This is a genomic window from Streptomyces sp. Ag109_G2-15 (assembly GCF_900215565.1).
GTDB classification, from domain to species: Bacteria; Actinomycetota; Actinomycetes; order Streptomycetales; family Streptomycetaceae; genus Streptomyces; species Streptomyces diastatochromogenes.
In genome coordinates, this window is record NZ_OCNI01000002.1 from 1,453,229 (window position 1) to 1,466,102 (window position 12,874).

General features: G+C 71.0%; 13 protein-coding genes. 5 read left to right on the plus strand and 8 right to left on the minus strand.

Annotated elements, in window-relative coordinates; genetic code table 11:
- Position 1: 1 nt before the first annotated feature.
- Positions 2-1,210 (minus strand): serine hydrolase, encoded by a 1,209-nt coding sequence (locus CRP49_RS42925; RefSeq protein ID WP_097258749.1) that lies wholly within the window; start codon positions 1,208-1,210, stop codon positions 2-4.
- A 100-nt stretch (positions 1,211-1,310) separates the two neighbouring features.
- A complete protein-coding gene (locus tag CRP49_RS42930; protein ID WP_097258750.1) occupies positions 1,311-1,826 on the minus strand; it encodes a hypothetical protein in 516 nt (171 codons plus the stop codon).
- A 143-nt stretch (positions 1,827-1,969) separates the two neighbouring features.
- On the opposite strand from CRP49_RS42930, the gene CRP49_RS42935 reads away from it, so the two are divergent.
- The gene (locus tag CRP49_RS42935; RefSeq protein ID WP_097258751.1) at positions 1,970-2,314 is read left to right on the plus strand and encodes a cupin domain-containing protein; all 345 of its coding nucleotides are present in this window, start codon (positions 1,970-1,972) and stop codon (positions 2,312-2,314) included.
- Between the two features lie 26 nt (positions 2,315-2,340).
- Here the strand turns inward: CRP49_RS42935 and CRP49_RS42940 are convergent, their stop codons facing one another.
- Positions 2,341-3,372: a LacI family DNA-binding transcriptional regulator gene (locus CRP49_RS42940; protein ID WP_097258752.1), complete on the minus strand. Its 1,032-nt coding sequence runs from the start codon at positions 3,370-3,372 to the stop codon at positions 2,341-2,343.
- 109 nt (positions 3,373-3,481) lie between these two features.
- Here CRP49_RS42940 and CRP49_RS42945 point away from each other — a divergent pair, with 109 nt between their 5' ends.
- Genes CRP49_RS42945 through CRP49_RS42955 form a run of 3 tightly spaced genes read left to right on the plus strand, consistent with a single transcriptional unit; the run spans position 3,482 to position 6,504 of the window.
- Positions 3,482-4,645: a phytanoyl-CoA dioxygenase family protein gene (locus CRP49_RS42945; RefSeq protein ID WP_097258753.1), complete on the plus strand. Its 1,164-nt coding sequence runs from the start codon at positions 3,482-3,484 to the stop codon at positions 4,643-4,645.
- 35 nt (positions 4,646-4,680) lie between these two features.
- Entirely contained in the window at positions 4,681-5,457 is a 777-nt protein-coding gene (locus CRP49_RS42950) for an SDR family oxidoreductase (RefSeq protein ID WP_097258754.1), read from the plus strand.
- Between the two features lie 42 nt (positions 5,458-5,499).
- Positions 5,500-6,504, plus strand: coding sequence for a Gfo/Idh/MocA family oxidoreductase (locus CRP49_RS42955; RefSeq protein ID WP_097258755.1), 1,005 nt, complete (start codon positions 5,500-5,502; stop codon positions 6,502-6,504).
- 78 nt (positions 6,505-6,582) lie between these two features.
- Here CRP49_RS42955 and CRP49_RS42960 read toward each other — a convergent pair whose 3' ends face one another.
- From CRP49_RS42960 to CRP49_RS42980, 5 genes are all read right to left on the minus strand, one after another.
- Entirely contained in the window at positions 6,583-6,774 is a 192-nt protein-coding gene (locus CRP49_RS42960) for a hypothetical protein (protein ID WP_097258756.1), read from the minus strand.
- Positions 6,775-6,871: 97 nt separating this feature from the next.
- On the minus strand, positions 6,872-7,780 hold the full coding sequence (locus tag CRP49_RS42965) for a sugar phosphate isomerase/epimerase (protein ID WP_097258757.1): 909 nt from the start codon (positions 7,778-7,780) through the stop codon (positions 6,872-6,874).
- Between the two features lies 1 nt (position 7,781).
- A complete protein-coding gene (locus CRP49_RS42970) occupies positions 7,782-8,693 on the minus strand; it encodes an ATP-binding cassette domain-containing protein (protein WP_097258758.1) in 912 nt (303 codons plus the stop codon).
- A gap of 6 nt (positions 8,694-8,699) precedes the next feature.
- Positions 8,700-9,776: an ABC transporter permease gene (locus tag CRP49_RS42975; protein WP_097258759.1), complete on the minus strand. Its 1,077-nt coding sequence runs from the start codon at positions 9,774-9,776 to the stop codon at positions 8,700-8,702.
- The gene (locus tag CRP49_RS42980) at positions 9,776-10,795 is read right to left on the minus strand and encodes a sugar ABC transporter substrate-binding protein (RefSeq protein WP_097258760.1); all 1,020 of its coding nucleotides are present in this window, start codon (positions 10,793-10,795) and stop codon (positions 9,776-9,778) included. The genes CRP49_RS42975 and CRP49_RS42980 overlap by 1 nt, the downstream gene beginning before the upstream one ends.
- Before the next feature lie 174 nt (positions 10,796-10,969).
- Between CRP49_RS42980 and iolD the strand changes: the two genes are divergently transcribed.
- Positions 10,970-12,862: a 3D-(3,5/4)-trihydroxycyclohexane-1,2-dione acylhydrolase (decyclizing) gene (iolD, locus tag CRP49_RS42985; protein ID WP_097258761.1), complete on the plus strand. Its 1,893-nt coding sequence runs from the start codon at positions 10,970-10,972 to the stop codon at positions 12,860-12,862.
- Positions 12,863-12,874: the final 12 nt, after the last annotated feature.

Consider the following 12,874-nt stretch of genomic DNA (forward strand, 5'->3'; position numbering starts at 1 on the left):
GTCAGCCGGTCAGCGGGTGGTCCGGGGCGAGGGCCGCCGCGATGCGCTCGGTGATGGTCTGGGCCGTGTTGCCCTCGGGGGCCTTCTTGCCGACCGTCGTGGACACGGCGACGGCCAGCCGGCTCGCCGGCAGATAGGCCTGCACGGCCGCGAAACCGGCGAACGACGGATTCTGCAGGACCCAGCCGTTCTTGACGACGACGCCCACCCCGTAGTGGAAGTCCTCGGTCTGCTTGAAGCACACGGTGGCGGGGCAGCTCGAGGTCGGCGCGCCGAGGCCGACCGTGCCGGGGTTCAGCTGCACCTGGCGGGAGCTGCGGGTGAGCAGTTGGCCCGAGCCGATGCCCTGGGCGGAGCGGGCCAGGTCGCAGATGTCGGTGGTCTGCACGGCGCCGGGCGCGGTGGTCCAGGACGGGTCCCAGTAGGTGGCGTCCTCGTAGGGGCCGCGTTCGTCGTCGTAGGCGTGCAGGACGGGCGCCGGGATCTCGGGCGTGAAGCCGTTGTGGGTCTCACCGAGCCCCAGGGGATCCATGACGAGCTGCCGCAGCAGCTTGTCCAGCGGGGTTCCGGTGATCTGCTCCAGGGCGCGGCCCAGCAGTACGAAGTTGGCGTGCGAGTAACTCCAGCCGGTGCCGGGGTCGTACCAGAGGGGATGGGCGAGGGAGAAACCGACCAGCTCCTGCGGCGTCCAGTGCTGGAACGGGTCCGCGTAGAGCTGCTTCACGAAGGCCGGGTCGGTGACGTAGTCGTGCAGGCCCGAGGTCGAGTCGCCGAGCATCCGCAGGGTGATCCTGTCGCCGTGCGGCAGGTCGGGCAGCCAGCGGGAGACGGGGTCGTCCAGGCTCACCCGGTGCTCGTCGACGAGCCGGAGCAGCGCCGTGCCCATGAAGGCGATGGCGACCGAGCCCGACCGGAAGTGCATCGCCGGGGTGGCCGGCACGCCGCTCATCGACTCGCCGTCCGCGAAGGTGGCCACGTCCCGCCCGTCCTGCGTGACCCTGACCAGCGCGGCCTTCAGGTCGAGGTCGCTGCGCGCCTTGCGCACGATGTCGAGGACCTGGCGGGCCTGGCCGGTGGGCTTGCCCCCGGTGCTCACACAGCCGTTGTCCCGGGGCGGGACGGCCGCGGCCGTCGTCGTCTGCAGCGTCGCGGCGAGCAGCGCGGCGGCACATAGAGCGGCCGTACGGGCCCGGTAGGAGCGCAACGGCATGTCTCCAGGGTGCCCCCGTCGCGTCCCGCCCGCAGCACGAAGGGGCTCACGCGCGTTCCCGTACGAGGTCGGGCTGGATGCCCACCAGCACCCGACTCGGCTACTTGATGACCGCGTTGGCCACCACCACGATCACCCCGAGCACCGAGTCCACCAGGCCGATGAGGACGGCGGCCGGCCAACTGCGCGCCGACCAGCGGGCGGTGACCAGGCCCAGGGCGAAGAGGATCGCGATGTTCAGGGCGAACACCGGGTACTCGACGCCGTTCGGCGGCCACCAGCCCCAGCCCGCGCCCGCGAGCAGGAACACCGTCGGCAGGACGGCCGTGACCAGCGGCCACTCGTCGACGAGGGTGCGCAGGACGTCCCAGCGGTGATGCGGGGCGCGTTCGGCGATGTAGTGGGCGTAGCCGTGGGCCAGGGCGGAGGCGCACGCGGTGACCAGCAGCCAGAGGGCGTCGTAGCGACGGCTGGCGGCGGAGCTGTGGCCGTACTGGGTGAGCGCGGCGACCATCGAGCTGGCCAGGACGGCGCCGTAGACCCCGCCGAACAGGACGGCCTCGCGCGTGTCGTGCTGCCGGTGCGGTGCGGCGGCGGCCGCCGTGGAGTCAGCCATGCTCCCCACGATCACGCGCGCCCCGCGCCGCCGCCAGTTCGCACGGCCGGGACCCCGGGCCCGACGAAGTGTCCTCCCACCAGGCCCGATGCCGCACACACTGTCGACGGCCGGACGGCGCGCGGGCTGGTTAGGGTCGCCCCATGACGCACAGCTTCGCGCTCCACATCCCCGACGCCGACCTCGAACCCGAGCCCCTCGACCCGGAGCAGATCGTCTCCGGGAACCCGGAGGTGACCGGGAAGGTGGTCTGGGAGTCGGCGGACGGCCGGCAGATCCGCGGGATCTGGCAGATCACCCCGGGCGTGGTCACCGACACCGAGGCGGACGAGCTGTTCGTGGTGGTCAGCGGGTCGGCGACGATCGAGGTCGAGGGCGGGCCGACGCTGGAGGTGGGGCCCGGCGACATGGCCGTGCTGCGCGCGGGCGACCGTACGACGTGGACCGTGCACGAGACGCTGCGCAAGGCGTACGCGATCAACCTGTGAGCCCGGGCGGCTGAGCAGCCGTACGGTCAACCTGTCGACGTCGTAGGCATGTTGTAGGGCGTGACCACCTGGATCGCGGACGGCAGGGTGGGGCCCGCCGCGGGCAGGGCGCCGTGGGCGCGCATGACGAGGTGGCAGGCCTCGCGCATGTCCTGGCGCAGGTCGTGGTGGAGCACGGCGGACAGGCGGTGCTCGCGCAGCAGCCGGGTGTTGTCGTGGTCGAGGTCGTGCGCGACGAACACGGCGCACTCGCGGCCCAGGTCGTCGAAGGCGCGCAGTGTCGCGATGTTGCCCCCGCCGATCGAGTAGACGGCCCGGATGTCCGGGTCGCGCTCCAGGGCGGCCCGGACCAGGTCGTACTGCGTGGCGTCCAGGCCCTGCCCCTCGGTCAGCTCGACGAGCGTGCGGTCGGGGTGCCGGGCGCGCATGGTGCCGCGGAAGCCCATCTCGCGCTCCTCCTCGTTGCGGAAGAAGCCGCTGCTCAGGCTGGTGAGGACGTGGCCGGGGCGGTCGCCGAGCCACTGGCCCATGAGGTAGGCGGCGGTGGCGCCGGCCGCCCGGTTGTCGATGCCCACGTAGGCGAGCCGGCCGCTCGCGGGCAGGTCGGTCACCAGGGTGACGACCGGTATGCCGGCCGCGGTGAGCCGGCCGACGGCCGCCGTGACCTCGGGGACGTCCGGGGCCTTGAGGATCACCCCCTGGGAGCCGCGCCGGGCGATCCGGTCCAGGATCCTGACCAGCTCTCCCACCGGTGCGGTCTCCCGGAAGTGGAAGCGGGAGCGCAGCACGGCCGGGTGCAGGGAGGGCAGTTCGGCCTCCAGGGCGGCCCGCACGGCCGTGGTGAACCGCTCCGGCGCCTGGATCACGATGTCGACCATGAAGGTGCGGCCGACGAGCCGGACCTGGGTGCGCTGCCGGTCCAGGTCGGCGATGGCCCGGTGCACCTCCTGCACGGTGCTGGCCCGCACTCCTCCCCGGTCGTTGAGCACACGGTCCACGGTGGCCTCGCTCAGGCCGGCCTGACGGGCGATCTCGCGGATCGGGAAGGGGTGGCCCACGCCTCGGCTCCTTGAGGGGTTTTTGATGGCTCGGTGCTGGTTGTTCGAGGGGTTTGTACTGACAAGAATGACAGCACCACGTCGCCCCGTGAACGAAAGAAGGACGACGATGTCCCTGACCGCCGCACAACGCCGTGCCTGGCTGTCCGAGCAGGACTGCGACCTCGACGCCTTCCGCACCCTTGTCGCGCGGACCACCGATCTCGCCGACTACCCGTACGCCTCGTCGGTGCAGAGCGACGTCCTCGTCTACGACAGCGAGCGGCTGCGCGCCGGTGACCGCCGGGACGTGCAGGCCGAGCTGGTCCGGGCGCTCACCGACGGACCCGGCGTCGTGGTCTTCAAGGGCGCCTTCCCCGACCCGGCGGTCGTCGACCGGGCGACGGACGTGTTCGACGCCCTGATCGCCGAGCAGCGCGCCTCGGGCGCCACCGCCGGGGACCACTTCGCCAAGCCGGGCGCCAACGACCGGGTGTGGAACGCCCTCGAGAAGGTGGCCCTGTACGACGCGGAGGCGTTCGCCGGCTACTACGCCAACGACATCCTGGCCCTGGTCTCGGAGGCCTGGCTCGGCCCCGGCTACCAGGTCACCTCGCAGATCAACGTGGTCAACCCGGGCGGCGCCGCCCAGACCGCGCACCGGGACTACCACCTCGGATTCCTTTCCGACGAGGTCGCCGCCGCCTATCCCGCGCACGTCCACCGCCTCTCCCCCGTGCTCACCCTGCAGGGCGCGGTCGCCCACTGCGACATGCCGGTCGAGTCCGGGCCCACGCTGTACCTGCCGTACTCGCAGCAGTACGAGCCCGGGTACCTGGCCTGGCGACTCCCCGAGTTCCAGGCCTACTTCGAGGCACACCACGTCCAGCTCTCGCTCGCCAAGGGCGACGCGGCCTTCTTCAACCCGGCGCTCTTCCACGCCGCCGGGCACAACCGCTCGGCCGGCATCCGGCGCATGGCCAACCTCCTCCAGGTGTCCTCGGCCTTCGGGCGCGCGATGGAGACGGTGGACCGGGAGGCCGTGGTGAACGCGGTCTTCCCGGTGCTGCTGAGGCGCAAGGCCGAAGGCGCGGGCCAGGAGTGGCTCGACCAGGTGATCGCCGCGAGCGCCGAGGGCTATCCGTTCCCCACCAACCTCGACGACGACCCGCCGGTCGACGGTCTGGCCCCGCCCTCGCAGGCGGACGTCGTACGGCGGGCGGTGCGCGAGGAGTGGACCCCACGGGCGCTGCGGGACGAGCTGCGGGCCGGCGCCGAGCGGCGCGAGAGCTGAGAGAGCCTCGCAAGAACTGAAAGAGCAAGGAACTCATGGGACTTCTCGACGACAAGATCGTCCTCGTCAACGGCGGCAGCCAGGGCGTCGGCGCCGCCATCGCGCGGGCCGCCGTACGCGAGGGCGCCACGGTGGCCGTGACCGGCCGCCGCCCCGAACCGGGCGAGGCCCTGGTGGCCGAGCTGTCCGCGGGCGGCGGCAGGGCGATGTACGTCCAGGCCGACCTGTCGGACGCCGAGCAGGCCAAGGCTTCGGTGGCCGAGGTGGTCGACGCCTACGGCCGGATCGACTGCCTGGTCAACGCGGCGGGCCTGACCTCACGCGGCACCCTGCTCGACACGACACCCGAGCTGTTCGACGCGCACATCGCGGTCAACCTCAAGGGGCCGTTCTTCGCGATGCAGGCGGCGGTGGCCGACATGGTGGCGCGGAAGGCGCCCGGCACGATCGTCAACATCATCACCACGTCGGCGCACGGCGGGCAGCCGTTCCTCGCGCCGTACGTCGCCGCCAAGGCCGGCCTCATGGGCCTGACCCGCAACGCCGCGCACGCCCATCGCTGGGACCGCATCCGGATCAACGGCCTGAACATCGGCTGGACCGCGACGGAGGGCGAGGACGCCGTCCAGCGCGCCTTCCACGGCGCGGGCGACGACTGGCGGGAGCAGGCCGCCGCCAGGCTGCCCATGGGCAAGCTCGGCCAGCCGGACGAAATCGCCGACTTCGTGGTCCTCCTGCTCTCCGACCGGTCCGGAGTGGTCACCGGTTCGGTGATCGACTGGGACCAGACCGTGCTCGGCGGCCTCGACTAGCCCTCTCCTTCAGCACCATCGCACCTTAGGAGCTGCACCCCCATGCGTATCGGAATCCTCGGCCTCGGCCGCATCGGCGCCTTCCACGCCGAGACCCTCTCCGGGCTCGACGTCGTCGAGTCCCTCGTCGTCACCGACCCGTTCGCGGACGCGGCCAAGGCCGCTGCCGAGCGGTTCGGGGCCGAGGTCGCCGACTCGCCCGAGGCGCTGCTGGCCGCCGGCGTGGACGGCATCGTCGTGGCGGCCGCGACCGACGCCCACCCGGCGCTGATCCGGGCGGGCGTCGAGGCGGGCGTCCCCGTCTTCTGCGAGAAGCCGGTCGCCCGCACCATGGCGGAGGGCGTCGAGGTGCTCAAGGCCGTACAGGGCAGCGACGTGCCGATCCAGATCGGCTACAACCGCCGCTTCGACGCGGGCTTCGTCGCCGCACGGGCCGCGGTGCAGGCGGGCGAGCTGGGCAAGCTGCACACGGTCCGCTCGACGACCCTGGACCCGGCGCCGCCGCCGGCCGCCTACATCGCCGCCTCCGGCGGCATCTTCCGCGACTGCTCGGTCCACGACTTCGACATCATCCGCTGGGTGACCGGCCACGAGGTCACCGAGGTGTACGCGGTGGGCGGCAACCGGGGCGCCGACTACATCAAGGAGGCGGGCGACGCCGACACCACCGGCGCGATCCTCACCCTGGACGACGGCACGATCGCGGTGGTCTCCAACTCCCGCCACAACGCCCGCGGTTACGACGTCCGCATGGAACTGCACGGCTTCAAGGACTCCATCGCCGTCGGCCTGGACGACAAGCTGCCGCTGCGCTCGGTCGAGCCCGGTGTGACCTTCCCGTCCGGCACCCCGCACGACTTCTTCATGGACCGCTTCACCGCGGCCTACCGCGCCGAACTCACCGCGTTCACCGAGGTCGTGGCCGGCACCCGCCCCTCCCCCTGCACCGTCGAGGACGCCCTGGAGGCGGGCTGGATCGCCGATGCCTGCACCCTGTCGCTGCACGAGCACCGTCCGGTGACGATCGCGGAGGTACGGGGGGCCTGACCGTCGACGGTCAACGCCGGAACGCGCCGCCCTCGTCGAGGGCGGCGCGTTCACGGTTGCGGTTCCCGTCGGGGCGGCTCAGAGGCAGTAACGGACCAGCCACTCGTCCGCGCTGTACCGGTCACGCGCCGGGTCCGGCAGGGTCGCCGGCTTCGTTTCCACCATGTCCTGCGGGCGTATCCGCTCGGGCAGGCGGCTGAAGCGGGCGGGGGTGTCGGCCGGCTCGGCGGCCTGCTGGGATGTCTCGCGGAGTTCTGTGCGGTGTGCCATGTCGTCCCGTCCTCCCGTGCTCGCGGGCGTTCCCCCGTTGTCGGTCAGAACGCCCGCACGCCCCCGTTCGTTCCCGGCCCGCACCGCGCCGAACCCCTCAGGCCCCGCAGGACCTCAGGAACTTGCGCGTCCGCACCGCGATCGGCAGCGGCTTGTCCGGCTCGCACGGGTACATGTCCTGTTCGACGATCGCGAACAGTTCCACACCGAGCCGCTGCGCCGCCTCCAGCACCGGGCCCAACGCGGGGACCCCGGACGGTGGTTCGCACATCACGCCCCGCTGCACCGCGGGCCCGAACGGCACCTCGTTCGCCACGACCTCGGCGAGGATCTCCGGGTCCACCTGCTTGAGGTGCAGGTACCCGATGCGCTCGCCGTACGTCTCGATCAGCTTGACGCTGTCGCCGCCGCAGTAGGCGTAGTGACCCGTGTCCAGGCAGAGGTTGACCAGCTCGGTGTCGGTCGAGTCGAGGAACCGCTCGACATGCGCCTCGGTGTCGATGTGCGTGTCGGCGTGCGGGTGCACGACCAGTTCGAGACCGTACGTCTCCTTGACCTCGTGGCCGAGCCGTTCCATGCCCTTGGTCAGGTGCGCCCACTGCTCGGCCGTCAGCTCCGGCGGCTCCAGGATCGCGGCGGTCTTGTCGTCCCGCCAGAAGGAGGGGATGACGACCAGGTGCCGCGCGCCCATCGCCTGGGTGAGGGCGGCCACCTGGCTGACGTGGGCCCAGGTCTCCTCCCAGACGGACGGGCCGCGGTGCATGCCGGTGAAGACCGTACCGGCCGACATCTTCAGGTTCCGCCGCCCCAACTCGTCCGTGAGCCGGGCCGGGTCGGTGGGCAGGTAGCCGTACGGGCCCAGTTCGATCCAGTCGTAGCCGGCCTCGGTCACCTCGTCGAGGAAGCGTTCCCAGGGGACCTGCTGCGGGTCGTCCGGGAACCACACGCCCCAGGAGTCGGGGGCCGAGCCGACCCGGATACGGTCGAGCGGAGTCGGGTTCGCCATGTCAGGTGGTTCCTTCCGAGGGGGTCGCCACGGGTGCGGTGAGGTCTTCCTCCTCGGGGAGTTCCTCGGTGTCGACGCCGCGGACCTGGGCCAGTTCGTGCTTGAGGGCCGCTAGTTCGGCGCCGCCGGCCATGTGGTTGGTCAGCTCTTCGAGGCTGACCTCGCTGCGGTCGGCGGAGAGTTCGAGGGTGCCCAGGCGCAGGACGCTGAAGTGGTCGCCGACCATGTAGGCGTGGTGCGGGTTGTGGGTGATGAAGATGACGCCGAGTCCGCGGTCGCGGGCGGCGGCGATGTACTTCAGCACCACGCCGGACTGCTTGACGCCCAGGGCGGCGGTGGGCTCGTCCAGGATCAGCACGCGGGCGCCGAAGTAGACGGCGCGGGCGATGGCCACGCACTGGCGCTGGCCGCCGGAGAGGGTGCCGATGGGCTGTTCCAGGTCGTCCAGGACGATGCCCATGTTGCGCAGTTCCTGGTCGGCGGTCTTCTTCATCGTGTCGATGTCGAGGCGGCGCACGGGCCAGGGGCCCTTCGTCTTCTCGGAGCCGAGGAAGAAGTTGCGCCACACCGGCATGAGGGGGACGGTGGCGAGGTCCTGGTAGACGGTGGCGATGCCCTTGTCGAGGGCCTCGCGCGGGGTGCCGAAGCGCACCGGGGTGCCGTCGACGAGGAAGTCGCCCTCGGTGTGCTGGTGCAGCCCCGAGATGATCTTGATGAGGGTCGACTTGCCGGCGCCGTTGTCGCCGAGCACGCAGGTCACCTGGCTCGCGTGGACCTTGAGGTCGACGCCGTGCAGGGCGCGGATGTTGCCGTAGGACTTGCCCGCGCCGCGCAGTTCGACGATGGGGCCGTCCTGGGCGGGGGCGGTGTCCTGGAGGACGGCGCCGTGGGTTCCGGTTCCGTTGCTTGTCATCGCGTGTTACCTCCGGGTCGCCGTGCGCTGGACCCACAGATTGATCAGGACGGCGCCGAGCAGCATCACGCCGAGGAAGGCCTTGAACCAGTCGGGGTTCCAGCCCGCGAAGACGATGCCCTGGTTGACCATGCCGAACATGAACGCGCCGAAGACCGGGCCGATCGCGGAGCCGGAGCCGCCGGTGAGCAGACAGCCGCCGATGACCGCCGCCGCGATGTAGATCAGCTCCTGGCCGACGCCCTCGCCGGACTGCACGGTGTTGAACGAGAAGAGGTTGTGCATGCCGATGAACCAAGCGCCGAAGCCGACCAGCATGAACAGGGTGATCTTGGTGAAGTTCACCGGGACACCGACGGCGCGGGCGCTCTCCTTGTTGCCGCCGACGGCGAAGATCCAGTTGCCGTACTTGGTGCGCAGCAGCACCCAGGTGGCCAGGGCCGCGAAGCCCAGCCAGTAGAAGACCGTGATCTTCACCTCGACGCCGCCGATGTCGACGGAGGACGCGAAGATCTTCTTGGCCTGGTCGAAGCCGTCCATGTTGCTGATGTCGTCGGTGGCGACGTTGCCGGTGACCAGCTTGGTCACGGCCAGGTTGGCGCCCTGGAGGATCAGGAAGGTGCCCAGGGTGACCAGGAAGCTGGGCAACCCGGTCTTGACGACCATCCAGCCGTTGAAGGCGCCGACGGCGAGCGAGGCGAACAGCGCGACGATCACGCCGACCCAGACGTTCATGGTCAGCTGGTAGCTGATCATGCTCGCCACGAGCGCGGAGCTGATCACGGCGACGCCGGAGGACAGGTCGAACTCGCCACCGATCATCAGCAGGGCCACCGGGAGGGCCATGATGCCGATGGTCGAGGACTGGTAGAGGACCGTGGCGATCGAGCTGCCCTGGCGGAGCGAGGGCGCGGCGATCAGGAAGAAGATCAGGACGGCCACGGCGCCCAGGAACACGCCCACTTCGGGGCGGGCCAGCAGCCGGATCGCCAGCGGGCGCCGGGTGGTACGGCCGTCGGTCTGCTTGGGGCCGGACGCCGGCGATGTCCCCACCGCCGGCTCAGCCTGCTGCGTCATGCTCATCACCGAGTGCCCTTCGCGGCGAACTGGGCGATCCGGTCGACGTTGGACTTGTCGACGAAGGCCGGCCCGGTCAGCACCGGCTGCTCGCCACCACCGCTGTAGTTGCCGTTGTTCTTGTACAGCCACAGGGAGTCGACCGCGAGGTAACCCTGCAGGTACGGCTGCTGGTCCACCGCGAACTGGATGTCGCCCTTCTTGATGGCGCTGGTCAGCTGGTTGTTCAGGTCGAACGTGGCGACCTTGGCCTTGCTGCCGGCGTCGCCCACCGACTGCACCGCGGTCAGCGCGTAGGGGGCACCCAGCGTGACCACGTAGTCGATGGCGCTGTCCTGCTTCAGCTTGGCCGTGATCGTGGACTTCACGGACGGCATGTCGGTGCCGTTCACGTACAGCGTCTCAGTCGTGCCGGAGAACGTCTTCTTCACGCCGTCGCAGCGCTGGGTGAGGCCGACGTTGCCCTGCTCCTGGATCACACAGACGGCCTTCTTGGCGCCGACCTCGTTCAGCTTCTTGCCGAACGCCTCGCCCGCCACGCCCTCGTCCTGCCCGAAGAACTCCATGAGGCCGAGCTTCTTCCAGTCGCTGAGCCCGGAGTTCAGGCCGACCACGGGTATCTTCGCCGCGCCGGCCTTGCCGACCACGGCCTTCATGGCGTCCGGCTTCGCCAGGGTGATCGCTATGCCGTCGACCTTCTGGTCGATCGCGTTCTGCACGAAGTTGGCCTGGTTGCCGGCGTTCGGGTCGGCGGAGTAGATCAGCTTGATGTTGTCCTTGGCGGCGGCGGCCTCTGCGCCCTTGCGGACGATGTCCCAGAAGGTGTCACCCGGCGACTGGTGGGTGACCAGCGCGACCGTCATCCGAGGGGTGTTGGCCTTGCCCGCTGAGGCACCCGACCCTCCCTCTTCGGCCTTCTTCCCCCCGGAGCTGCTGGAGCAGCCGGCGAGGGTCAGGGCTGCCGCAGCGGCCACGGCGACGACGGGGGCCAGTCTGCGGGGGCGGGAGTGCGAAGAGCGGTCCATCTGTCCTGCACCTCACTGTGCGACGGGGGTAGGGACGCTGTTGCGTTGGGACGGGATACAAGCCCTTGCGAAGCCCGCTGTCAATACTTTGTTAAGACATCATTTCACGAGCTAGTCCGAATGTAAGTACAAACCATTGACAGTGCCGCCTGTTCCCACCTACACCTGTGAGGCATGAGCCACTCGACGAGCCCAGCGACGAGCCGTCTGACCGTCGCCCAGGCACTGGTGCGGTTCCTGTCCGCCCAGTACACCGCACGTGACGGCGAACGGCACCGGTTGATCGCCGGTACCTGGGGCATCTTCGGACACGGCAACGTGGCGGGGATCGGCCAGGCGCTGATCGAATACGGCGACGTCATGCCGTACCACCAGGGCCGCAACGAGCAGGCGATGGTGCACGCGGCGGTCGGACACGCCCGGCAGCTCGACCGCCTCTCGGCGCAGGCCGTGACGACGTCCATCGGCCCGGGCGCGACGAACCTGGTCACCGGTGCCGCCCTGGCCACGATCAACCGGCTGCCCGTACTGCTCCTGCCCGGCGACTACTTCGCCACCCGCCCGGCCGATCCGCTGCTGCAACAGCTGGAGCACCCCGGCCAGTTCGACGTCTCCGTCAACGACACCCTGCGCCCGGTCTCCCGCTACTTCGACCGGATCACCCGCCCCGAGCAGCTGATCCCGTCGGCGCTCCAGGCGATGCGCGTGCTCGCCGACCCGGCCGAGACCGGCGCCGTCACCCTCGCCCTGCCGCAGGACGTGCAGGCCGAGGCGTACGACTGGCCCGAGGAGTTCTTCGCCGAGCGCGTCTGGACCGTACGCCGGCCCGCACCGGACCCGGCGGAGCTGGCGGAGGCCGTCCGGGCGGTCCGGGCCGCCCGCAGGCCGCTTCTCGTCGTGGGCGGCGGAGTCCACCACAGTCGCGCCGAGGACGCGCTGCGGGCCCTGGTGGACGCCACCGGCATCCCGGTCGCCGCCACCCAGGCGGGCAAGGGCTCCCTGCGCCACGACCACCCGGCCGACCTCGGCGGCATCGGGCACACCGGCACCGCGGTCGCCGACGACCTCGCCCGCGGCGCCGACCTGGTCATCGGTGTCGGCACCCGCTACACCGACTTCACCACCGCCTCCGGCACCCTGTTCCAGCATCCCGAGGTCCGCTTCCTCAACCTCAACAGCACCGCCTTCGACGCCCACAAGCTCGCCGCCCGGACCGTGGTCGCCGACGCCCGGGCCGCCCTGGAGGCGCTCGCCGAAGAGCTGGCCGGCTTCCGCGTCGACCCGGCGTACGAGGCCGAGTACCGGGCGGGCAAGGAGCGCTGGGAGCGGGTCGTGGAGAGCGCCTTCGGCGCCGCCGACGAGGACGCCGTACCCACCCAGACGCAGGTGCTCGGCGCGCTGGACGCGGTCGTCGGGGACGAGGACGTGGTCATCAACGCGGCGGGCTCACTCCCCGGCGACCTGCACAAGCTGTGGCGGTCCCGCTCACGGCGCCAGTACCACCTGGAGTACGGCTACTCATGCATGGGGTACGAGATCCCGGCCGCGATCGGCGTGCAGCAGGCGGCCCCGGACACGGTGGTCTGGGCGCTGGTCGGCGACGGCACCTACCTGATGATGCCGACCGAGATCGTCACCGCCGTGCAGGAGGGGCTGCCCGTCAAGATGGTCCTGATCCAGAACCACGGGTACGCCTCCATCGGCGGCCTCTCGGAGTCGGTCGGCGGCGAGCGGTTCGGCACCGCCTACCGGTACCGCGCGGCCGACGGCACCTTCAGCGGTCCCCCGCTGCCCGTCGACCTCGCCGCCAACGCGGCCAGCCTCGGCATGGACGTCCTGCGCGCCAAGACCGTACGGGAGTTGCGCGAGGCCCTGGCCACCGCGCGTGCCGCCGACGCCCCCATGTGTGTGTACGTGGAGACGGACACCTCGGGCTCAGGGCCTGCCGCCCCCGGGGCCGAGGCCTGGTGGGACGTACCGGTCGCCGAGACCGCGACCCGCGAGGCGGCCGTACGCGCCCGCGAGGACTACGACCGCCAGGTGGCCGGCCGCCGCCACCACCTGTGAACCGCCCTGTCC